The sequence below is a fragment of the Sulfuricurvum sp. genome (genome assembly GCF_030691015.1).
In the GTDB taxonomy this organism is placed as follows: Bacteria; Campylobacterota; Campylobacteria; order Campylobacterales; family Sulfurimonadaceae; genus Sulfuricurvum.
Map to the genome: position 1 here is coordinate 218,992 of NZ_JAUYFF010000002.1, position 21,929 is coordinate 240,920.

Consider the following 21,929-nt stretch of genomic DNA (forward strand, 5'->3'; position numbering starts at 1 on the left):
AGATGCGTTTTTTAATGACTTCGTGTGTCGTAACCAGTGTTCTCTTCGGCGGAGTTTTACACGATGGAGCGTTCGAAGGCGATATCGGAAAAATTAAAAATCATCTGCGTACCCACAAAAACGTTGACGAACAAAACAAAGCGGGATTGAGCGCATTGCATGTCGCGATCAAAATGGGCGATTTAAAAATAGCACAACTTTTGCTCGACAACGGTGCCGATATCAATGCACAAGACTTTCAGGGAAATACCCCCCTTATTTTAGCGGTTAAGAAAAAAGATTTGGAACTTGTGAGCTTTGTCGTGATGCATGGTGCGGATATAAATCTCGCGAATAACGACGGGATTACACCGTTGCATCAAGCAGCGTTCAGCTCTAATGAGAAAGTGGTCGATTTTTTACTGAAAGCGAAGGCCGATCCGAATCTGAAAAATAATGACGGAGCAACACCGTACGATTTTGCAATGGCAAAGAAAAATTTTGCCATTGCACAACTTATTAAAATGTCGATGTAGGAGATACTATGCAGGTAAAAGTAAACGGTGAAATACGAGACGTGAATGAAGGCTCTACAATGCTTGATCTTATCCGCTCTTTGGGGGTAGAGGAGCGTGTAATGGCCTCAGCTCTTAATATGGAGATTGTAAAACAAGATGCGTGGGGGAATGCGGTTTTAAAAGAGGGTGATACGATAGAACTGCTTGATTTCGTCGGGGGAGGGTGAATTACCCTTCCAACATTTCAACCATCTTTTGGTATTTTGTTTTGAGGATTAGATACTCTTTATGAAGTGCTTCATACTCTTTTTTATAATCGATTTCGATTTCTTCAGTATCATCACTACGCACTTCGTTTTGCGGCTGAGCTGCTGAGGGATTCATAACGATATAGGTTACCTCTTTGCCGTTCTCTTCTTTAACAACGGTCGGCAATTCCCCGTTCATTGTTTTTTTAATGACGCTAAAAATACTGATATGGTGACGTGCCGCATATTTTTGGATAGTGATAAGTTCAGAAGATTGCATGGTTGACCTTGGTTATTTTGAGGATTTTTCTAGTGCTACGACGGCGATTGCATACTCGCCGTCATGAGTGATGGATACCGAGAGATCGGTAATCCCGAAACGTTTACATACTTCAGGCGAAAGGTCGATTAGCGGAGCACCTTTGGGAGTTTTAGAGAGGATAATATCGTGGAAACCGCATTCGGCTCCGATACCGCAGCCGAGAGCTTTGGCACATGCCTCTTTGGCTGCCCAGAAACCTGCGGCATTGCGGTAATTTTTAACGAAGATAATTTCATTGCCAGATAAAAATTTATGAAGTCCCCGATCGCCGAAACGCTCCAAGAAGCGTTTCATTCGATCAAGCTTGATAAGGTCGATGCCGATCATTGCACCACGAAGTCGGTGAAGTAGACGTTTTTGACTTTACCGTCTTTGAGACGCATATTCAAATCATTGACGATTTGTTCTTTCAGTTTCTCTTTCCCTTTGATGGTAGAGATCTCTTCAAGTGATTTCGAACTCAAAATTCGGATAATAATATCGCGGAAGATCGGTTTTTTAGTCTCAAGTTCAGGAGAGAGTTCTTCCCCTTCAATTTCGAGATTTATTTCACATTTAAGATAACGGCGGCCGCTTTCACTTAAAAGATTGACGGTAAAGGTATCGAGTGGAAACATAAGTCCCACTTCTGTAATCGCTTCGCCTCCGACATGGGTTTCACCTCCGGTTGCCTCATTTGCTGCTTCCCCTTCAGTGCCGTGCGCATCTGCAGCAACTTCTGTTTTAGCCGCATGTCCCGCTTCCGCTTCGGCATCATGATTACCCATCATTAATGCGGCGACGACCCCTCCGATTACTAAAATAAGTACTAATACGGAAATGATAATAATCAAGAGCATATTGCTCGATTTTTTCTTTCCTTCTTCCTCTGTTGCGTGTTCGTCTTTCTCTTTTTCAGCCATCCATAGCTCCTGGGTCAAAGTTAATTCTTTATTGTAGCGAGAAACTTATGAAATTTGCCACGTTCCCTAACCTAAATTTTGGTAAACTTAGCAGATGAAAAGAAGGAAAACTTGATGGTAGAGACGCTTTTAGGCTATATAGGCCGCCCTTTTGTCCACGCTTTTATGACGATTGAGCGCTTTGGCTTGTTTATTTTATTCCAAGCAAAACTTTTTAAACTTTACCCCCTTGCTATCAAGCGGTATAAAATCGTGTTGGCACAGATCGATGTCATCGGATTGGGATGTATGGGAGTCGTTACCCTTACCGCACTCTTTACGGGGATGGTTTTGGCAATACAACTCTATAACGGGTTTCATCAATTCGGTGCCGAAAACTTTATAGGATACACCGTATTTTTCTCTATTAGCCGAGAGCTTGGCCCTGTTTTTGCGTCATTGATGCTTATTTCACGTTCTATCAGTGCAATGGCGGCTGAACTTGGGACGATGAGGGTGAGTGAACAGATTGATGCAATTGATATTTTGGGGGTTAATTCGAAAGAGTATCTCATTACTCCCCGCATTATTGCAACGGTGATTTCACTGCCGTTATTGGTGATTTGGTTCGATTTTATCGCTATAGGATCGGGGTATTTTATTTCGACAGGTGTTTTAGGGATTAATCCGATCAGCTATCAAGAGACATTACTGCGCCTAGGTGAATTCGATGATATTTTGACCGGTATCATTAAAGCGGCAATTTTTGGATTTATTGTCAGTTCGATCGGAACCTATATCGGATATCACACAAACGGAGGAGCACGCGGAGTAGGGGAGTCAACGATTTATGCGGTCGTCTATTCGGCAGTAGCAATTTTTATTACTAACTATTTTCTCTCAGCGCTATTTTTGTACTTAGATATGTAACGACAAAGGGAAAAATTAATCCCCTAATTCGCTGAGCGGACGAAATTGGTAGGTATCGGGATCGTAGTATTCGATAGCCCCTGTTTCAATATCATAATACCATCCGTGGATAAAGAGTTTCTCTTCTTCGACCAATTTTTTTACATACGGGTAGGTGAGAAGATTTTCGATCTGAGTTACAATGGAGAGTTGTTCGGTTGCACGGAGCAGCTCTTCACGCGGAGCGTTCTCTCCTAATGCAAGCATCGCCATCGACTTAGCCTTTTCCCCAAGGGTAAGCCATTTTGCCGTGTGGATCATCGAGGTATCGCATGAAGATTTGTAAAGTGCTTCGATAGCACCGCAATGGGAGTGTCCGCAAATAATCACTTCGGATACTTCCAATACCAATACGGCATATTCTATCCCTGCAGCGGTGGAGTGAAAATCTTCATCGGGTTTATAGGGAGCGACGAAATTGCCGACATTACGAACGACAAACAGATCCCCAGGACTCGATTGGATAATGAGATCGGGAATGACGCGGGAATCAGAACATCCGATAAAAAGGGCTCTTGGATTTTGTCCCTCTTTGACGAGATTGAGCAATTGCGCTTCATGTTTTTTAAAATAGGTTTGTTGAAACGTTTCATTGCCGTCCGCAAACTCTTTGAGACGTTGGACGCTTAGATCCACAGCATTTTTGCTTAACGGCACTCTTCAATCCCTAAATATTTAATAATAGCATCATACACTTTTCCACCCTCTCGGTCACAATCATCATTGTATTCGATGGTGATCATTCTTTTTCCCTCTGTGACGGAACCGCCGTAAATATTAGGCTGGATGGAACATAGAGGAGTACACTCTGCGATGGCTTTTTCAATTATTTGGTGTTCTTCTTCCGTTGAATAGGCAAGTGAGAGTTTAGTGTATCGCTCTTCAGATTTGTGATCGGCAACAATAGAACATACTGGCATAAAATATCCTTGGTATATGATTCGTTTATTATACGAAAATTTAGGTTAAAACCATTCCAATAGTTTACTTACTTCGTCAATTTCGTAACATTTTATGGTTGTTTTTTCGATCGGTTTTTTTGGAATCAGCGCTTTGGTGATTTGCTGAGAGGCCGCCTCTTTGAGCCGCTGGTCGAGTTGATAGACTTCTCGAATATCCCCGACTAGGGAGACCTCACCGATAAACACGGTCTCCTTGGAGATGGCACGGTTTCGAAAACTGCTGATAATAGCGGCGAGAATCGCCAAATCGGCGGAGGTTTCGGTGATCTTGATACCCCCCGTAATGTTAATGAAGACATCGTAACTGTTCAGAGGGATTTCGAGTTTGCGCTCTAGTAGGGCAAGGAGCATATTGAGACGGTTGTTTTCAAATCCCGTTGCCTGACGTTTTGGATTAGGGGCGTGGGTATCGCTGACTAGGGCTTGTACTTCAAGGACGATAGGTCGTGAACCCTCCATAATTACCGTAAGGGCAGAACCGCTTTGGGACTTCGTACGGTTGAAAAAGCGCGACGAGAGATCTTTTGCCGATACGAGACCGTCATGCCGCATCTCAAAGACACCGATTTCGCTCGTAGGGCCGAAACGGTTTTTAAACCCTCTTAAAATACGGAGTTCATGAGAACTGTCCCCTTCGAAATAGAGGACAACGTCTACCATGTGTTCCAATACACGCGGTCCCGCGATGGAACCCTCTTTGGTGATATGTCCGATGATAAAGATGGCGATACGGCGCTCTTTGGCGATTCGCATCAGATCAAAGGTGATCTGTCGTACTTGTGTCACCGATCCGGGGGCAGAGGCAATGGTTTCGGAGTAGAGAGTTTGAATCGAGTCGATGATAATACACTCGTAAGCGCGTTCATGGAGTTCAGCGAGTACCTGCTCCAACCGTATTTCGGCGAGAAGGTAGAGGTTATCGACATTGGCTCCCAGACGGTTGGCGCGGAGTTTGATCTGCCCTTCGCTCTCTTCACCTGATACGTAGAGGACATTGCGGCGCTGTTTTGCGAGATTTGAGCCGATTTTCAGAAGCAGGGTCGATTTCCCCACCCCCGGACTTCCGCCGATGAGGACGAGTGAGCCGGGGACGACACCGCCGCCTAGCACCATATCGAGTTCGGCATCATCGCTCGTGAATCGCTCGGTATTTTCCTCGACGATCTGGGTGATCTCTTTTGCCTTGACATTGCCTGATGGGGAGGAAGTAGAGGTGAGCTTAATCACCTCCTGCTGCTGTTCGCTCAATTCGACAAAGCTATCCCATCCGCCGCAGTTGGTACATTTTCCCATCCACTTCGGGGTGGTGAATCCGCAGTTTTGACATTCGAAGAGGACGTTTTTTTTCTTGGCCATTATTTGCTGGATTCTTCCCCAAAAATCGCATCCAAAATACCGTCCACAAATTCATATTTGTTAAACGGTATCAAATGCTCTGGCTGTTCCCCGACACCGATGTAGAGGATCGGAAGCGATAGGGCATAGGCGATAGAGAATACCGATCCCCCTTTGGCCGTACCGTCGAGTTTGGTTATGATGATTCCATCCACCCCTACCATCTCGTTAAACGCTTTGGCTTGGGCAATTGCCGAAGAGCCCTGCGTTCCGTCAAGGATGAGAATTTTACGGTGCGGTGAGCCTGTGTGGGCTTTATCGCAGATACGGACTATTTTTTTCAGCTCATTTCCGAGATTGGTTTGGGTATGGAGCCGTCCTGCCGTGTCGATTATGACCTGTTCAAACCCGCGTGCTTTAGCCGATTCGATGGTGTCGTAAGCGACGGCGCTGGGATCATGCCCTTGGCGGGAAGAGACGATAGGAATTTCGAGTTTGTCCGCCCAGCGGGTGAGCTGTTCAATAGCGGCGGCACGGAAGGTATCGCCCGCACCGAGGATAACCCTCTCACCGTTGTTCAGATGGTGTTGTGCCAGTTTGGCGATGGTGGTCGTTTTTCCTGCACCGTTAACACCGATGATAAGACTCACTGTCGGTTTATTAGGATTATCAGGGAGGGTGTTTTGGGCAAAACTCAGCGTTGCGAGGAGTTTGGATCGAAGCTGATCGCGGGTTATGTCGTTTTGGTACAGTTCTCTGAGGATGATTTCGACCAGATCGTATTCGACATCGGCTTCGAGGAGAATATTTTCGAGCTCATCTTTGCTGATAGTTGCTTTTTTCTCAGGAATAATCGCACTAATCGCTTCAACGGTTTTTTGAAGCCCTTTTTTGATGAATGAAAACATACTTATTTTCCTAATGCCAGAGCGATGTCACGATCGATAATCTCTTCTTGGGTTGCTCCGGCGTAGTGGGTGACGTATTCTCCGTTATGATAAAGGACCATAAGGGGAATAGGGAACTGCTGCCCCACACCGATGGTTGAAGCAATGGAACGGGCTAATGCCTGATTGTCGGCTTTATTAGCAATGAGGTAATCTCCCCCTTTGAACTTTTCACGAAAAGCTTCGAGTTCGGCGTTGCTTTTATCCTCTTCGATAGTGACTCCCATAATGATGAGGTCGTCTCCGTATTTTTTCTGTAAATTTCCGAGGTGCATCACTTCTGCTTGACACGGAGGACACCATGTAGCGAAGATATCGAAAAGGACAACTTTATCATCTCCCGCATCAAGGGTGAAATTGGTTCCTTTTTTTTCAACACTATAGCTTTTGCCTTGGGTATCCATGAGGGTAAAGTTAGCAGTTGAAACCATGGCTTCATTTTCGGACTCTTCGCTGCATCCTTGAAAAAGAAGGGTTAATGAGAGTAAAGGGATTAGGAGGGTTGAAAAACGCATACAAAACCTTTTTTTAGATAAAATAATGAAGATTATAACGAAGCAAAGGTAAAAAGTGTCCAAAAGTGATTTTAGAGCTCATTGTTTAAATCGGCTCAAGTCTCTCTCCCCTAGCACTAAAAAGGTTCGTGACGCAACCGTTAACAAACAATTACAACAGGTCATAAAAGCTTTGGATGGAAAACGGATACTGCTCTATTGGCCGATCGGTTTTGAAGCCGATATTCGTAAAACAATTCAATCGCTACGGCGGGACAAAAAGGTATTTTTGCCGTTTATGGATGGCGTCAGTTTCAAAATGGTACCATTTAGGCACCCGTTGGAATGTAAAGCTTTTGGGATTTATGAGCCGCGGAATTCGTATAGAAAATATAATTTAATAGATGTAGCTATTGTCCCTGTAGTAGGGGTAGACGGGTCACTGCGCCGAGTAGGTTTCGGTAAAGGGATGTATGATCGATTTTTTCCGACCCTGAAAACGAAACCGTTTACGATTTTTATTCAATCATGCGCGTGTCAAACGACGCAAAATGTATGTGATGATTACGACGTGCAAGGAGACCTGCTCATTACCCCATACGGGGCTCAGGGCATGAGGAAAACCAATGTTAAACGAACTACTCGTAGGGGGCGCAGTTGCCCTCATCAGCGGGTTAGTCGGATTTTTAATTTCAAAAAAGATTACCGCCTCACATTTTGATCTCTATTTAGAGCAGGCGAAAGCAAAATCCAAAGCGATTGAAAATGAAGCACACCTGATTTTAGAGCGTGCTTCACTACGATCGCGTGAGATCGAAAAAGAGGCTCAAAAGCGGTACGATGAGACGTCTGAGCAAGTCAAAAAAGATTTCTCTTTTCGTGAAGAAAAGATGGAACGTGCTGAACGTGAGTTTGAAACTCTTCGACACAGTGAAGAAGAAAAGATTGCCCATGAGCGGAATACGATCGAAAACAGACGGCTTAATTTAGAACGCAATGAACGTGCTTTAGAGAAATTAAAAGAAGACTACCGCCAAAAAAGTGAACAGTTAAGGGCGATTGTAGAGCAGCGTTCCGGGTTATCGGCACACGAAGCAAAAGCAATTTTATTAGACCAAATGCGCGACAGTGAGCGTTTGGAACTGGCGCGTCAAATGCGTGAAATGGAAGAGCAATCCAAAGAGCAGCTTAAACGTAAAGCCAACTATATTTTGGCACAGGCAACGTCACGGTTTGCCGGAGAGTATGCGGCAGAGCGACTGATCAGTGTTATTCAGCTCGATGATGATGAACTCAAAGGGCGTATCATCGGTAAAGAGGGGCGTAATATCAAAACCCTTGAAATGGTGAGCGGAGTCGATATCATCATCGATGAGACACCGAACGCGATTATCGTCAGCAGTTTTAATCTTTATCGCCGTGCAATTGCTGTGAAAACGATAGAACTTTTGATTCAAGACGGCCGTATTCAGCCCGCACGGATTGAAGAAGTGTACCAAAAAGTATGCGATGAATTTGAAGAAGCGACAACCCGTGAAGGGGAAGAGGTCGTTTTCGAGTTGGGACTGCAAGGTATCCATCCTGAGCTGATGAAACTTATCGGAAGACTCAAATACCGCTCCAGTTACGGGCAAAATGCACTTGCTCATACATTAGAGGTCGCTCATTTAGCAGGGATTATGGCAGCTGAGATGGGGGGAGATACCAAACTTGCAAGGCGTGCGGGACTATTGCACGATATCGGTAAAACATTGACGCAAGATAACGGCGGCAATCACGTCGATATCGGTGCTGAGCTATGCCGACGCTATAGCGAAGACCCGGTGGTTCTTAATGCTATCTATGCCCATCACGGTCACGAAGATATTAAAAGTATCGAGTGTGCGGCGGTGTGTGCGGCCGATACCCTCTCTGCCGCCCGTCCGGGTGCGCGGCGGGAAGTATTGGAGAGCTTTTTACGCCGAGTAAGTGAGATCGAAGAGATCGCAACCCAAAAAGCGGGGGTTAAACAAGCCTATGCGATTAATGCGGGTCGTGAAGTAAGGGTTATTGTCAGTGCGATGAGTGTCAATGATGATGAAACGGTATTGATCGCCCGTGAGATTGCCGATGAAATTTCTCAAAAAGTGCAGTTTCCGGGTGAAATCAAAGTGAGCGTTATTCGCGAAAGCAGAGTTATCGAATACGCACGTTAACCTCTTTGTCTCACTTTGAGGCAAAGAATTCTTTAATCTGTATGATCCACGTCAGAATCATCATACGGATCGAGATGGATAAGGGCGTAAACATTGTTGTCAGGGAAAAGATTTTTCAGACCAAGCTCGATTCGATCTCCTACCAAATGGGCATCATACAAAGAAGTACTGATGCTAAAGACGACATGAACACTCAGATAAATTTCGCTTCCTGATTGGCGGGTACGCAAATCATGATAGCTACTGATATCGAGTTGAGAGTTTAAAAGTTTTGTGATTTTGGTCACACTCTCTTGATCGAGTGCCGCATCAAGGAGCATAAGAATCCCTTCTTTGATGAGAGGAAAAGCAGAATAAATCATATAAATACTGATTCCGATCCCGAGTAGCGGATCGATAAACGTGTATTCGGTAAAAGAGATAAAGACGAGCGAGACTAAAACCGCTCCATTACTGAGCAAATCGGTTTTGTAATGGAGTGCATCGGCTTGTATAACCATGTTACCTGTTTTTTTGGCAACATTATTAAGAAAGAAGACCAACCCTGCCGTGATGAGCAGGGATGCTACCATTACCCCGATGGAGATATCCAAATGCTCTATGACACTCCCCTGAACCATTTTTGAGATGGCGGTATAGAGGATAAAGAGGGCTGAGAGACTTATAATCGTCCCCTCTATGACGGCGGCGAGAGGCTCAAGTTTACGGCGGCCGAAGTTGAAATGCTCATCCGGTTCTTTGTCGGAATTATGAAGAGCGAAATAGTTAAAGAGTGATACGACCATATCGAGTAATGAATCGATAGCAGAGGCTAATACAGCAACGGAACCGCTGATAATGCCGACAGTGAGTTTAAATGTCACCAACAAAAAGGCGACAATAGTGGAAATAAGGGTGGCTTTTTTTTCTATTCGCATGGGGGCATTTTAGCCAAAAACGGATAAAATTTCAGGACAAATGTGAGGAGTCACGATGGATTTAAATACGGTTCGGCAAGAGCGCTCAAAATGGATGACATGGAAAAATATCGCTCCGCTGCGTGAAGCGTTACAGAAGCTTCCGAAGATTGAATCTACTGTCGAACTCGGCAATACTGTAAAAGTAACGACCAAAGAGACGGTAGATATCGCAGAACTTGAACGTGTTGCCCGCCTTATGATGCCATGGCGAAAAGGGCCGTTTGATCTGTTCGGTCTTTTTATCGATACCGAATGGCGCTCAGACCTTAAATACAATTTTCTCCGTCCCCATTTTAATCTAGCGGGTAAAAAAGTAGCCGATATCGGGTGCAACAACGGCTATTATATGTTCCGTTTTCTCGAAGATGCACCCGCCAAAGTGGTTGGATTTGACCCCTCAGCCCTCTTTCAATCGCAGTTTGATCTCATCAACCACTACGTCAAAAGTGATATTGTCTATGAACTCCTCGGAGTGGAGCATCTGCCCTATTATGAAGAAAAATTTGACGTTATCTTTTGTCTGGGTGTACTCTATCACCGAAGCGATCCGGTTGCAATGCTCAAAGCTCTTGCTCAAGGTTTGGCAGAGGGGGGAGAGATTTATCTCGATACGTTTATCATTGACGGAGACGAGCCGTATGCCCTTTGCCCGAGCGGGAGTTATTCAAAAATCACCAACGTCTATTTTGTTCCGACCCTTAAAGCTCTTGAAAACTGGTGTATTCGTGCCGGATTTACCTCCGTTGAAGTGTTGGGTACGGTACTCACGACATCGGATGAACAGCGTAAAACCGATTGGATCGAATCGCAAAGCCTTGAAGATTTTCTCGATCCTGCCGATAGTAGTAAAACAATAGAGGGCTACCCTGCACCCAAGCGGGGATACATACGGATTAAAAGAGGGTAATTTTGGCTAAAGAGCAAGCGACAGATATTATGAATGAGATGATTCAAGTAGCGATCAGTCCGCAAACGGCACTGAATACGCATGAGAGAATCAATACCGTTTACAGCGGAGAGATTATTAAGTTGGAAAGCGGGTACGCAAAAGTAGTTTTGGATACGACAGAAGTTATGCGTGCCGATGACGTGGGGCTGGTACATGGCGGATTTATTTTCAGTGCAGCTGATTTCGCCGCTATGGTAGCCGTGAATGAACCCAATGTCGTCTTAGCCTCATGTAACTGCCTCTTTTTAGCGCCTGTGAGAGTCGGAGACAGTGTTACGTTTGAAGCGACCGAACATCAAAAAGAGGGTCGAAAGCGTAACGTCACGGTTCGCGGCTTCGTTCATGAGATTAAAGTGTTTGAAGGGGAGTTTAAAACGGTCGTTACGGAGCGTCATGTTCTCCGTCTAGACCTTTTGAAAAATATCGACACTTAAATCGAGCGAATCCAATACGCGACATGCTGCTGTTCCGCATAGACGCTTGTTGCTTCCCCATGTCCTGGGTAAAGCGTTTTATCCTCCCTCATCTGTGAAAACTTCTTCAAGCTCTCTTTCATCGCTTCTGGATCCGAGTAGGGGAAATCAACCCGCCCGATTGAGTTTTTGAATAAAAAATCCCCGCTAAACATTACATCACCGATCTCAATCATGGAACAGCCGGGGCAATGGCCGGGAAAATGGTGAAATTTTACTTCGATATCGCTGATGTCGAATGTTTGGTCACCGTCTACTTCGATATCGGGAGTTGATGGGGGAAGTCCCGGCATCCATGTGCTGTTTAAGAGCAGCATCACATCCCCTTTGGGAGTGTAGAGGGGGATATTCAGTTTCTTTTGGAGTTCACTGTTACTCCAGACATGGTCGAAATGGCCGTGGGTATTGAGGATCGCTGCGGGATTCTTTACATTTGCCATAACCCACTCAGTCGCCCCCATCCCCGGATCGATGATGATCTCTTTGTCGTCGATTTTAACAATATAACAGTTGGTTTGATAGTCGCCCATCGGGCGCTTTAAGATTTCCATAATGTGTTCTTTTTTAGTGGGATTGTAGCATAAATGGAGGAAGGGATTGTCCTTTGCTATAATAGCTTTATTTTAAAAATGAAGATGAGTTAGTGATTGTGGAGGAAAATAATTTTGAACGTTTATAAGTATCGAAGTGGTTCAGTTAGGGATATTGAAGCATTAATGAATAACCAGTTTTATTCAGCGAGTCTAGAATCATTAAATGACATACAAGAAGCTAAAATTCAAATCAATGAAGCACAAATTAATTTATTTGATTCATTGGTAAAAAAGATGTCTCCTCTTGTACAAGATGAGTCGTTTCAAAGCATCTTGAATACTTTTATAATCGAAGCCAAGAAGTTTGGTATTTATTCTTTGAGTAAAAATTATGATAATGAACTTTTATGGGCATATTATTCAAATTCACATCAAGGTTTTTGCATCGAATATGATTTAGATATTTTAAAGCAGTTTCAACTGAATGATGAGTTTTTTAGTGACGTAGAATACAAAGAATATCTTCCAATCATCAGTTTGGAAGATATTCAACACGATCATTTTGTGACAAAAAAACTTTTAGCTACCAAAAGCATTTCATGGAAACATGAAGAAGAGTTTAGAATCGTAACAGGCGTAAGTGGCTTATACCATTTTTATAATCGATCTGTTAAATCAATTTATTTTGGATATAGAACACCCGACAATACTATTAAACTAATCATGAAAATACTAAAAGGAAGAGGAATTAAATATTACAAAATGAATCACAAAAATGATTTATATGAATTAGAACGTAATGAAATAGAAGATTTGTATAAAGACGATTCTATTTATTTTAATAAAACAAATAAGTTCATTCCCGAATTGTTTGAAGAGACAAAACCTTATGAAGATTTACTAAAGAAGGCAATTATTATTTTAGAACAGGAGCCAATGTGTGAAAACGTCACTTATGTTGGATTGAGTACATCGAAAGGCACAAAAGAAAACCCTGTATTTTTTTTAAGTTATGACAATAAATTAGATAGTACCCCCACACTAAATTATTTTATTAGTAAAGAAGAAATTGAGAGTATTTTTGGATAAAGTATGAAGAAATTGAATTTAAATGTTAATTATACAATCGAAAATTTGGCATTTTTCAGTTCTTCGGGTTTATTTCTTTTCATATCGTATATCCCTTCAAACGAATGGGGAAACTGGCCGTTGAATTCACCGATTTTAGCCCCCTCAGAAGTAGTTTCGGCATAGTAGAAGTTTTTTCCCTCTATGTTAAGTTTGGCACTTAGAAAGGGGAGGTCGTCGGTATCACTTAGGTGGACAACGACAAAAACATGATGAGGCACATAGACAAAGCGATACTCGTACCCTTTTTCGTTCAATAATGAGGCGAAGAGGTTGGATTTATCATCACAATCACCCCAGTTACTCTCTACCACTTTTTTGGCATTACGGCTGGTATAGTCAGTTTTATAAGGGATATTAGTGACATAGTCAAACATTTTTTGAACTTCACATCCTTGATCGTTGTTGCAACCTTTGCTCAGTTCATTGGCGAGGGTGGAGAGTTCCCCTTTTTCGGCAAGATTGGTTTTGATCACCATCCCCTCCAGCTCAATGACACCACGGTCAAACAAACTCACCATCTGAGGGGAGTTTTTAGGGATAATGGGACGTAAATCACGTGTTTCGATCCACGTCATTGACATCCCTAGGTACGTGAAAGCTCCTACCAAAGTACCTACCATTACAAGGCTCATAAAACTTGCTTTTACTTTTTGGACAGGGCGTTCATGATGCTGTGCTGCTGATTTGAGGATTTCGCGGTAAACCAATGCCGCTATGAGGAGAAGGAGTACAATTTTTATCCACAGATCCATAATGCCTCTTTCTGTGAGCGTTTCATCCGTTTGATAGCGAGTTCCCGTTTGAGTGCACTGCTTTTATCGGGGCACATTTCGCTGTACATCAGGGTAACAGGACGGCGGTAGCGGGTATATTTGGCTCCCTTCTCCGATGTGTTGTGATCATTCAGCCGTTTTTCTAAATCGACGGCAATCCCCGTATAGTAGGTATCGTCACTGCATTTGAGGATATAGAGGGTGTAGGCTTTTTCGGATGATTTCATAATTGAGAGTATACGATATAATGGCTTTTATGGAACTCTATAGCACTTTAGAAACCCTTTTAACCACCTCTGCTCCACGTGAAAAAATAGACCTCTTTCGAGAGTTTTACGATGCCTATCGTTGCGGCGATGTTACACGCGATAGCGCAGCTGAACCCACTGTTTTTAGCTACCCCTCTTACCTCGAACATTGTACGATCATCGATCCCAAAGAGGTTCCCCGACGGACGAAACTTAATACCCCTCATGGACAAATTCTCCTTCTCCACGCGATTGCCCATATCGAATACAGTGCCATTGATTTGGCTCTCGATGCAGTGTACCGTTTCCGTGATTGTGGCGAAAAATTTGAGATGGATTGGCTCGTTGTGGCGGACGATGAGGTGCGCCATTTCGAGATGATTGAATCATTACTCAAAGAACTGGGAAGTTATTACGGTGAGTATCCTGTGCATGATGCACTGTTTGAAGCATCCATGCGTACATTGGATTTACATGAGCGGATGGCGGTAGTACCACGCTATCTCGAAGCCAACGGATTGGATGCGACTCCCCTTATTTTACGTAAATTACAGCCTCATGCGTCTGATTCGATGATACAAAAGATTATTGCGGCGCTGCATGTAATTTTAGACGAAGAGATCGATCATGTCCGTAAAGGGGATGTGTGGTTTGAATATGCTTGTCAGTGCGAGGGGAAAGGCACTTCCAGCTATTTCGAGATTATTGAAAAGCACTATCCCAACAGCTTTCCCCGTAAAATAGATATCAACTGTGCCGCGAGAATAAAGGCCGGATTTGACAAGGATGAATTGGCACGCATTTCGTTAACCGAATGTTGACTTCTTTGATTATAGAATTAGTTATAATACAAATAGTTAATACCAAAATAAGGTTAAGTGGTGGGTAAATACGAGCTGATCAGCCGATATTTGAGTGAATTTCTGAGTCAGGAAGTCCGTAAAACAGGTCTACGTAAAGTGGTTGTGGGTCTGAGCGGAGGGATCGATTCTGCGGTCGTAGCGGTGTTAGCGCATCGTGCGTTCGGTGATGATCTCCTCTGTATCAAAATGCCCTCACACTATTCATCCCAAAACTCACTCGATGATGCGGAAGAACTATGCAACGTGTTTGGACTACGATCCGAAACACACAGTATAGAACCGATGCTTCGTGCGTATGAATCCACCGATATGTCACCGCTGCGGATCGGCAACCTCTCTGCTCGGTTACGAATGGTAACATTATTTGATATTTCTGCACGCGAAAGGGCTTTGGTATTGGGTACCAGCAACAAGAGTGAACTGATGCTCGGATACGGAACGCTGTATGGAGATTTGGCAAGTGCTCTGAATCCGATCGGCGATCTGTATAAAACAGAAGTGTTCGAGTTGGCTCGCTATTTAGGGGTTCCTGAGACGATTATCGACAAACCCCCTTCGGCAGATTTGTGGGCAGGGCAGAGTGATGAGGAAGAAATCGGCTATCCGTATGCACAGCTTGATCGTGTCTTAAAGCACTATGTTGAAGAGCGTCATAGCGTTGAAGAGATGATTTCGGATGGAGAAAACCCTCAATTAGTCGATATGATAGTGAAAAGAATTTACAAGAATCAGTTTAAACGGCGTATGCCGGTAATCGCAAAATTGACGTCACGGACGCTCAACCATGATTTTAATTATCCCAGAGATATTACCCTATAAAAAAGGAAGAGAATATGAGTATTCCATTTTACCGTGTCGAAGTCGGCGGAGATGAACGTGAGAAGATTGACGAAGTGTTCGACGGGGAAGCACCGAATATTGTCGAAGATTTAGAAGCGGCATTTGAATCGTATGTCGGAGCAACGTATGCTCTAGCAACGTCGCACGGTACGGCAGCACTTCATTTGGCAATGTTGGCGATTGATTTGAAACGGGGCGATAAAGTTCTTTGTTCCATCAATGCCTACCCTTCCGTCCCTGAAGTTGTTCGCCATTTTGATGCGGAACCGATTTTTATCGATATCAATCCTGATACGTTTACGATCGATTTGGATAAACTCGAAGCTTACTTGGCTGAAAACAAATCCAAAAAACTCAAAGCGGTTATTGTCTCTCATATCGCAGGTCAAAGTGTCGAGTTGGATCGCTTGTATGCGATGGCAAAACAATACGATGTTAAAATCGTTGAAGATGCTTCGGATGCTTTAGGTGCAACCTACAAAGGGCAAAAAATCGGCTCTACCGGTGCCGATATCACCTGTTTTGATTTCAGCCCCCATTTACGTCGCAACGTTTGTAACGGCGGGATGTTGGTGTGTGATGATGAAGATATTATGGAGCGCGCGCGCTCACTTCGCAATCACGCGATGGTAATCGAAGATGAAGGATTGGGCTACATCTATGATGTCGTCGATATCGGAAGCCAATATATGATGAGTCCTCTTGATGCGGCTACCATATTGATTCAGCTTGAGAAACAAGATGAGAATATCGAACGTCAGCGCTCAATTGCTGAACTCTTTAATGAGCGTTTGGCGGATGCTCCCCATATCAGACTTCCACTTGCAAATGATGAACACCCTTATTCGTTGTATATCATCAAGGTAGACAAAAACCGTGACTCCTTTGCACGAGAGCTCTCAGCTCGTGGGATCGAGTGCGGGTTGCATTACATACCGCTTCATCTACTCAGTTATTATAAATCGAAATATTCATTGCGTGTCAATGATTTCCCGGTAGCGCTGCGCAACTATCAACAGGTACTTTCGATCCCGAATTACGCGGCACTCAGTGATGATCAGGTCGAAGAGATCTGTGACGCAATTTTGGATGTAGCTTCTACACGCGTTTGAAACGTTTTTGGGTCTTATGGGGTGAACGGTATCTGTACAACCCCTCGCTGATCCAAAAAATCCTCTCTTTACTGCTTTTACCGCTCAGTTGGATCTACTGTTTACTGGCATATATTCGCTATCGACGAAGTGTTCCGAAATCGCTTGGAATACCGATTGTCAGTATCGGTAATCTCACCGTGGGAGGGAGCGGTAAAACTCCCGTCGTTATCGAATTGGCTAAACATTTTGAAAAACCGGCGATTGTATTGCGCGGATACGGACGACAAAGTAGCGGAATGGTTGTCGTCAAAGACAAATCAACGATATTGTGCGATGTGATTCGAAGCGGCGATGAAGCGATGCTCTATGCAGAGACTCTTCCCAGTGCTACGGTAATTGTCAGTGAGATCAGAGAGCGGGGTATCGCAGAGGCGAAAGCTATGGGATGTGAAGTGGTATTGCTCGATGACGGGTACGGGAAACACTCTATCGAAAAGCTCGATCTACTAATCGCGGTGCCTACTCCAAACCCTTTTTGCCTCCCTTCCGGTGCGTATCGAGAACAGCTGTGGAGTGGGAAAGATACGATTGTTTTGATGGAAAAAGTAGCTTTTCAACGTTCTGTCAGCATAAAAAAACCAACCGAAAAAATGGTATTGGTAACGGCGATTGCACGCCCTGAGCGGCTTGATCCCTATTTGCCTGAGGTAATAGAGAAAATTTATTTTGAAGATCACCATTTCTTTACCCAAGGGGAGCTTGAAATGATCGTAGAGCGTACGGGAGCGACAAGTCTCTTGGTAACTTCCAAAGACTTGGTTAAAATGTCGTCTTATAAAAAACTCAACCTTTCCGTTTTGGAGCTCTCCATAACGTTGGATGAGACGTTAATAACTACTGTGAAGGATTATGTAAATGCAGCGAAAAATTGATACCGTCAAAACCTTGATGGACGCGATGCCGTTCATCAAAGAGTTTCGTGATGAGATCGTTGTCATTAAATACGGCGGGTCGGCTCAAACCTCTGATGAACTCAAAGCTAAATTTGCTCAGGATATCGTATTGCTTCACCTTGTCGGGGTGAAAGTGGTGATCGTACATGGCGGCGGCAGCCGTATCTCTCAGCTCCTTAGTGATCTGAAAATTCCGACCGAGTTTATTGACGGTGAGCGGGTCAGTACCCCAGAAGTGATGCGGATCGTCGAGATGGTACTCAGCGGCGAGATCAACAAAGAGATCACGTCATTGCTCAACTCCTACGGAGCCAAAGCTATCGGTATCAGCGGCAAAGATGCCCATTTCTTGCGAGCCAAGCCCAAAGACGAAGCGAAGTTCGGTCTTACGGGGCGGGTTGAGAGTGTGAACGGCTCGGTCATCCATAATCTTTTGCAAGAGGGTTTCATCCCCGTCATCGCCCCTATCGGGTGTGATCCTATCGTGGGTCATCCGGGATACAATATCAACGCCGACCTTGCCGCATCGGCTATCGCGGCGGCTATCGGTGCATGCAAAGTGATCTTTATGACGGATACTTCGGGAGTGCTCAACAAAGATAAAGAGCTTTTCTCAACCCTCACCGAAGCTCAGGTCGAAGCGCTCAAAGCCGACGGTACGATTAGCGGCGGTATGGTTCCTAAAGTCGATTCATGTCTCGAAGCAGTCGATGCAGGAGTTCAAAAAGCCCACATCATCGACGGACGGATCGAACACGCGATCTTGCTCGAACTCTTCACCTCTGAAGGCGTTGGGACACAGATTACTCTGTAGTCTTTAACCCTTTTTTTGTTTTAACTTCACAATTATTACTCCGGCAACGAATAAAGTGGCTATCGCTATCATAAGTAAAATATCGGGGATATCCCATCCACCCTCCAAAAGTATCATCGTCACAACCGCTCCTGAGACCATAAAGAGGGCATTGAGGATATTGTTGGCGGCGATAATACGGGAGCGTGAGTGCGCTTCGCTTCGTCTTTGCATCAGGGCATAAAGGGGAACGCTGTAAAGTCCGCCGAACACCCCGATGAGCGTTAAATCAAAGAGGATATGGAAAAATTGCGGGTTGGCGTTAATCTCTCCTACCGCAGTGAAATATTGTGCGGTGAGGGCAAAATCGATCCCCGATAGTCCCATCCCGATTGCTCCGATAACGACAAGCGAGGGACGTATGGAGTGATGACTAAGCCGTTCACAAAGGATGGAACCCGCACCGATCCCGACGGTAAAAAGACTCAACAGGATCGTCACCGTCGTTTCATCCCCCATCAATACCGTTTGAACGAACGAAGGGAACTGGGAGAGCAGCAGCGCCCCATAAAGCCAAAACCACGAGATGGCAAGGATAGCGAGAAATACGATCCTATTTTGGTAGGCTAAGCGAAGGGTATTGAATGTTTGAGCAAAAAGATTCAATGAAAACGGCATCTGCGGCGAGAGGGACGGGGCAGAGGGGATATAGCGGCTAAAAATGTACCCGATAAGTGCGACCCCGATTGCGGCTATTCCGGCGATTACTCCGCCGTTGGGGATTCCCGATACTATCCCCCCCATCAATGTCCCCAGCAAGATCGCGGCAAATGTCCCCGATTCGACGAGAGCGTTGGCGCTGATTAGCTCGTTTTCCCCCATGTGTTGAGGGATGATCGAGTATTTGATGGGGCCAAACAGTGTCGAGTGCATCCCCATACCGAATACGACGATGAGGAGTGTCGTAAACGAATGGGTCGCAAACCCCACCGTAGCGATTACCATCAAAAAAATCTCCCACACTTTGACGATACGAGATAGTCGTGCTTTATCGTATTTATCGGCCAACTCCCCCGCCAACCCCGAAAAGAGGAAAAACGGGAGGATAAATATCGCGCCGATCAGTGGGGCAAGGAGTGCAGAGGAGAGGCTCGTCCACTCAGCGGCTTGGAAGGTGAGGATGACCGCAAGGGTATTTTTAAAAAGGTTGTCGTTAAACGCCCCTAAAAACTGAGTCCCAAAGAGGGGGGCAAAACGGCGGGTTTTGAGGAGGTAGATCGGACTGCTCATGCGTCTTCCGCCATTGATTTGAGGGTGACATAATCGGTTTTACCTGTTCCCAATACTGGGATGGTATCGATATAGAGGATTTTTTTAGGAACGGCGATTTCAGGGTAGCCCCCTGTGCGTGCAGCGTGTTGGAGGAGATCGCGTTTAAGCTCTTTATCGGTTGTAAAGATGACGAGTGCTTCCCCTCTGGCTTCATCACTTTGTGATGATGCAGCATGAACGTATGCAGGTGAAGCAGTGAGGGCGAGTTTCTCGACCGATTCGAGCGAGATCATCTCCCCCGCGATTTTAGCGAACCGTTTTACCCGTCCCGCGATGCGGATAAATCCCTCATGATCGATCGTGACGATATCCCCCGTATCGTACCATCCCTCTCCCGCCTCAGAGGTTGGTTTTTCCAAAAATCCGGGATGCTCAGCACGTAAATAACCGCTCATGACATTGGCACCTTTGACGTGCAGAATTCCCCCCGCATCGATCCCCGGAACACTTATGAGTTTCGCTTCGATCCCCGGTAAAATCTGCCCTACGGTGCCGCTTCGATATGCCATAGGGGTATTGACGGCGATGACGGGAGCCGTTTCGGTAGCCCCGTATCCTTCGAAAATCCGTATTCCGAATTTTTCAAACCATAGCTCTTTGACGCTCGCAGAGAGTTTTTCAGCTCCTGAAACGACGTAGCGAAGACGGTAAAAGTCGTACGGATGGGCGTGTAAGCCATAATGGTTCAAAAAGGTACTGGTTCCGAACAAAATAGTGCACGATCGATCGTATGCTATCTCAGGGATAACGCGGTAATGTAGAGGTGACGGATACAAAAAGAGGCGTATCCCGCCCAAAATCGGCAACAGTGTCCCTGCGGTCAGTCCGAATGAGTGAAAAATCGGCAACGCGTTAAGCACCTTATCCTCGGTTGAGAAATCAACGATGGCGCGTATTTGGGCGATATTCGCCAAAATCGCCTCGTGCGAGAGGACTACCCCTTTGGGTTTCCCCTCAGAGCCTGAGGTAAAGAGGATGATGCACGGTGTCTTAGGATCGGATTTGACCCGTACACGGTTGGGGAAATAGCGGGCATACCCCATCAACCAGAGCTTATCCATTAACCCCATCTCCTCTTTTAGATCTTCGAGGTAGAGGAGACGGACGTTTTTCAATGCACCCAGTTTCGCTTCGAGTTTGGCTTGTTCCACAAACGCTTTGGAGGTGATGATCGTATTGATCACGGCTCCCTCACACGCGCTTTGTAATCCATCTACTCCGGCAGTAAAGTTGAGCATCGCAGGAGTTCGCCCAAACGCACTAAGTCCTAAAATCAGAGCCAAAGTCGGAACAGCGGTCGGCATCAACACTCCGATCGCCTCACCTGCCATGCTGTGACGTGAGATCAACCGTCCCATCCCAAGCGTCATCGTAAGGAGCTGACCATAAGTGTATTCGATCTGTTTCGTATCTTCGATAATTTCGCGAGAACTTCCATAGATGGATATCGCATCGAGAAATGCCCCGTAGAGATCGTTCGGACGGCGTGATTCAAAAAGACATTTTTGCAAGAGTGTTCGCATCGCTTCACCCGACTTGGTACGTCTCTCGTGAGCACTCCCCCCCTCGCTGATGACTAGCCGTGTCGGGGTACAGTAGGTGAGGGTAATACGGGGAAACCACCGGGTCGGATGGTCGCTTCCCATACGCGATAGGGTACTGAACGTCGCCCCCTCGATAATCACGGGGTGGATGGTTGCTTCGGTTTTGAGGGTGACAAATGCCGAACCCTCATAGATCTTCATTAAACTCCCCGTCGTAGTGATCCGCCCCTCAGGGAAGATCACCACAGGTCGTCCACTCTCGACGAGACGGATAATCTGTTTGATCGCCATCGGATTGGAGGGATCGACGGCAAGGTACTCACCCAGAGAGAGAAATAGCCGTACCAATGGACGTTTGGCGATTGCGGTATTGACGACGAATACGGGAGATATCGGGAGAAATAACCCCAAAATCAACCCGTCCAAAAACGATTGATGGTTGGCGATGATCACGGTGTGGTTCTCTTCGCGCTGAAACTCACCGACCACTTTTACCCGAAACAGCACTCGGATGATTACATATAAAATCGCTTTAATCATTCGTTTTTCCTTGATAATGGACAATTGCTGCATTTTACTCAAAATGTTCTGAAG

27 protein-coding genes are annotated in these 21,929 nt (G+C 45.2%); 13 read left to right on the forward strand and 14 right to left on the reverse strand.

The window, feature by feature from the left end; all coding sequences use genetic code 11:
- Positions 1 to 2: 2 nt before the first annotated feature.
- Both Q8O20_RS04740 and thiS read left to right on the forward strand, forming a co-directional pair.
- On the forward strand, positions 3 to 515 hold the full coding sequence (locus Q8O20_RS04740; protein WP_305530207.1) for an ankyrin repeat domain-containing protein: 513 nt from the start codon (positions 3 to 5) through the stop codon (positions 513 to 515).
- An 8-nt stretch (positions 516 to 523) separates the two neighbouring features.
- A complete protein-coding gene (gene thiS / locus Q8O20_RS04745) occupies positions 524 to 724 on the forward strand; it encodes a sulfur carrier protein ThiS (protein ID WP_305530208.1) in 201 nt (66 codons plus the stop codon).
- 1 nt (position 725) lies between these two features.
- Here the strand turns inward: thiS and Q8O20_RS04750 are convergent, their stop codons facing one another.
- The 3 genes from Q8O20_RS04750 to fliL are packed head-to-tail and all read right to left on the reverse strand — an operon-like array spanning position 726 to position 1,969.
- Positions 726 to 1,025 carry a hypothetical protein gene (locus Q8O20_RS04750; RefSeq protein ID WP_305530209.1) on the reverse strand — a complete coding sequence of 100 codons (300 nt, stop codon included), beginning with the start codon at positions 1,023 to 1,025 and terminating at the stop codon, positions 726 to 728.
- A 12-nt stretch (positions 1,026 to 1,037) separates the two neighbouring features.
- Positions 1,038 to 1,394: a holo-ACP synthase gene (gene acpS, locus Q8O20_RS04755; RefSeq protein WP_305530210.1), complete on the reverse strand. Its 357-nt coding sequence runs from the start codon at positions 1,392 to 1,394 to the stop codon at positions 1,038 to 1,040.
- On the reverse strand, positions 1,391 to 1,969 hold the full coding sequence (gene fliL, locus Q8O20_RS04760) for a flagellar basal body-associated protein FliL (protein WP_305530211.1): 579 nt from the start codon (positions 1,967 to 1,969) through the stop codon (positions 1,391 to 1,393). Before fliL ends, acpS begins: the two co-directional genes overlap by 4 nt.
- Positions 1,970 to 2,083: 114 nt before the next feature.
- Between fliL and Q8O20_RS04765 the strand changes: the two genes are divergently transcribed.
- On the forward strand, positions 2,084 to 2,878 hold the full coding sequence (locus Q8O20_RS04765) for an ABC transporter permease (protein WP_304743218.1): 795 nt from the start codon (positions 2,084 to 2,086) through the stop codon (positions 2,876 to 2,878).
- Between the two features lie 15 nt (positions 2,879 to 2,893).
- Here the strand turns inward: Q8O20_RS04765 and Q8O20_RS04770 are convergent, their stop codons facing one another.
- From Q8O20_RS04770 to Q8O20_RS04790, 5 genes are read right to left on the reverse strand one after another with little or no spacing between them, the layout of a single operon-like run.
- On the reverse strand, positions 2,894 to 3,574 hold the full coding sequence (locus tag Q8O20_RS04770; RefSeq protein WP_305530212.1) for a carbonic anhydrase: 681 nt from the start codon (positions 3,572 to 3,574) through the stop codon (positions 2,894 to 2,896).
- Entirely contained in the window at positions 3,565 to 3,837 is a 273-nt protein-coding gene (locus Q8O20_RS04775) for a hypothetical protein (protein ID WP_304743222.1), read from the reverse strand. The genes Q8O20_RS04770 and Q8O20_RS04775 overlap by 10 nt, the downstream gene beginning before the upstream one ends.
- Positions 3,838 to 3,882: 45 nt before the next feature.
- Positions 3,883 to 5,235 (reverse strand): DNA repair protein RadA, encoded by a 1,353-nt coding sequence (radA, locus tag Q8O20_RS04780; RefSeq protein ID WP_305530213.1) that lies wholly within the window; start codon positions 5,233 to 5,235, stop codon positions 3,883 to 3,885.
- Positions 5,235 to 6,122: a signal recognition particle-docking protein FtsY gene (gene ftsY / locus Q8O20_RS04785; RefSeq protein WP_305530214.1), complete on the reverse strand. Its 888-nt coding sequence runs from the start codon at positions 6,120 to 6,122 to the stop codon at positions 5,235 to 5,237. Before ftsY ends, radA begins: the two co-directional genes overlap by 1 nt.
- 2 nt (positions 6,123 to 6,124) lie before the next feature.
- On the reverse strand, positions 6,125 to 6,676 hold the full coding sequence (locus tag Q8O20_RS04790; protein ID WP_305530215.1) for a TlpA disulfide reductase family protein: 552 nt from the start codon (positions 6,674 to 6,676) through the stop codon (positions 6,125 to 6,127).
- A 55-nt stretch (positions 6,677 to 6,731) separates the two neighbouring features.
- Between Q8O20_RS04790 and Q8O20_RS04795 the strand changes: the two genes are divergently transcribed.
- On the forward strand, positions 6,732 to 7,376 hold the full coding sequence (locus Q8O20_RS04795; protein ID WP_305530216.1) for a 5-formyltetrahydrofolate cyclo-ligase: 645 nt from the start codon (positions 6,732 to 6,734) through the stop codon (positions 7,374 to 7,376).
- A complete protein-coding gene (gene rny / locus Q8O20_RS04800; protein WP_305530217.1) occupies positions 7,282 to 8,850 on the forward strand; it encodes a ribonuclease Y in 1,569 nt (522 codons plus the stop codon). The genes Q8O20_RS04795 and rny overlap by 95 nt, the downstream gene beginning before the upstream one ends.
- Positions 8,851 to 8,882: 32 nt before the next feature.
- Here rny and Q8O20_RS04805 read toward each other — a convergent pair whose 3' ends face one another.
- On the reverse strand, positions 8,883 to 9,767 hold the full coding sequence (locus Q8O20_RS04805) for a cation diffusion facilitator family transporter (RefSeq protein ID WP_304743235.1): 885 nt from the start codon (positions 9,765 to 9,767) through the stop codon (positions 8,883 to 8,885).
- 55 nt (positions 9,768 to 9,822) lie between these two features.
- Here Q8O20_RS04805 and cmoB point away from each other — a divergent pair, with 55 nt between their 5' ends.
- Complete coding sequence (gene cmoB, locus Q8O20_RS04810; protein ID WP_305530218.1) at positions 9,823 to 10,716, forward strand: tRNA 5-methoxyuridine(34)/uridine 5-oxyacetic acid(34) synthase CmoB; 894 nt, start codon at positions 9,823 to 9,825, stop codon at positions 10,714 to 10,716.
- A 2-nt stretch (positions 10,717 to 10,718) separates the two neighbouring features.
- Positions 10,719 to 11,192: a PaaI family thioesterase gene (locus Q8O20_RS04815; RefSeq protein ID WP_304743239.1), complete on the forward strand. Its 474-nt coding sequence runs from the start codon at positions 10,719 to 10,721 to the stop codon at positions 11,190 to 11,192.
- Here the strand turns inward: Q8O20_RS04815 and Q8O20_RS04820 are convergent.
- Positions 11,189 to 11,782 carry an MBL fold metallo-hydrolase gene (locus Q8O20_RS04820; protein ID WP_305530219.1) on the reverse strand — a complete coding sequence of 198 codons (594 nt, stop codon included), beginning with the start codon at positions 11,780 to 11,782 and terminating at the stop codon, positions 11,189 to 11,191. The genes Q8O20_RS04815 and Q8O20_RS04820 overlap by 4 nt on opposite strands.
- Before the next feature lie 114 nt (positions 11,783 to 11,896).
- Here Q8O20_RS04820 and Q8O20_RS04825 point away from each other — a divergent pair, with 114 nt between their 5' ends.
- Positions 11,897 to 12,853 carry a DUF2971 domain-containing protein gene (locus Q8O20_RS04825; RefSeq protein WP_305530220.1) on the forward strand — a complete coding sequence of 319 codons (957 nt, stop codon included), beginning with the start codon at positions 11,897 to 11,899 and terminating at the stop codon, positions 12,851 to 12,853.
- Between the two features lie 29 nt (positions 12,854 to 12,882).
- On the opposite strand, the gene Q8O20_RS04830 is transcribed toward Q8O20_RS04825, so the two are convergent.
- Positions 12,883 to 13,647, reverse strand: coding sequence for a transglutaminase domain-containing protein (locus Q8O20_RS04830; protein ID WP_305530221.1), 765 nt, complete (start codon positions 13,645 to 13,647; stop codon positions 12,883 to 12,885).
- Positions 13,632 to 13,895 carry a GIY-YIG nuclease family protein gene (locus Q8O20_RS04835; RefSeq protein WP_305530222.1) on the reverse strand — a complete coding sequence of 88 codons (264 nt, stop codon included), beginning with the start codon at positions 13,893 to 13,895 and terminating at the stop codon, positions 13,632 to 13,634. The genes Q8O20_RS04830 and Q8O20_RS04835 overlap by 16 nt, the downstream gene beginning before the upstream one ends.
- Before the next feature lie 29 nt (positions 13,896 to 13,924).
- On the opposite strand from Q8O20_RS04835, the gene Q8O20_RS04840 reads away from it, so the two are divergent.
- The 5 genes from Q8O20_RS04840 to argB are packed head-to-tail and all read left to right on the forward strand — an operon-like array spanning position 13,925 to position 18,480.
- Positions 13,925 to 14,737 (forward strand): ferritin-like domain-containing protein, encoded by an 813-nt coding sequence (locus Q8O20_RS04840; RefSeq protein ID WP_305530223.1) that lies wholly within the window; start codon positions 13,925 to 13,927, stop codon positions 14,735 to 14,737.
- Positions 14,738 to 14,797: 60 nt separating this feature from the next.
- Complete coding sequence (locus tag Q8O20_RS04845) at positions 14,798 to 15,598, forward strand: NAD+ synthase (protein WP_305530224.1); 801 nt, start codon at positions 14,798 to 14,800, stop codon at positions 15,596 to 15,598.
- A 14-nt stretch (positions 15,599 to 15,612) separates the two neighbouring features.
- Positions 15,613 to 16,731, forward strand: coding sequence for a DegT/DnrJ/EryC1/StrS aminotransferase family protein (locus tag Q8O20_RS04850; RefSeq protein WP_305530225.1), 1,119 nt, complete (start codon positions 15,613 to 15,615; stop codon positions 16,729 to 16,731).
- Positions 16,728 to 17,645 (forward strand): tetraacyldisaccharide 4'-kinase, encoded by a 918-nt coding sequence (locus tag Q8O20_RS04855; RefSeq protein ID WP_305530226.1) that lies wholly within the window; start codon positions 16,728 to 16,730, stop codon positions 17,643 to 17,645. The genes Q8O20_RS04850 and Q8O20_RS04855 overlap by 4 nt, the downstream gene beginning before the upstream one ends.
- Entirely contained in the window at positions 17,629 to 18,480 is an 852-nt protein-coding gene (argB, locus tag Q8O20_RS04860) for an acetylglutamate kinase (protein ID WP_295014632.1), read from the forward strand. Before Q8O20_RS04855 ends, argB begins: the two co-directional genes overlap by 17 nt.
- Positions 18,481 to 18,483: 3 nt before the next feature.
- On the opposite strand, the gene Q8O20_RS04865 is transcribed toward argB, so the two are convergent.
- Both Q8O20_RS04865 and aas read right to left on the reverse strand, forming a co-directional pair.
- Positions 18,484 to 19,749 carry an MFS transporter gene (locus Q8O20_RS04865; RefSeq protein ID WP_305530227.1) on the reverse strand — a complete coding sequence of 422 codons (1,266 nt, stop codon included), beginning with the start codon at positions 19,747 to 19,749 and terminating at the stop codon, positions 18,484 to 18,486.
- Entirely contained in the window at positions 19,746 to 21,875 is a 2,130-nt protein-coding gene (gene aas, locus Q8O20_RS04870) for a bifunctional acyl-ACP--phospholipid O-acyltransferase/long-chain-fatty-acid--ACP ligase (protein ID WP_305530228.1), read from the reverse strand. The genes Q8O20_RS04865 and aas overlap by 4 nt, the downstream gene beginning before the upstream one ends.
- Positions 21,876 to 21,929: the final 54 nt, after the last annotated feature.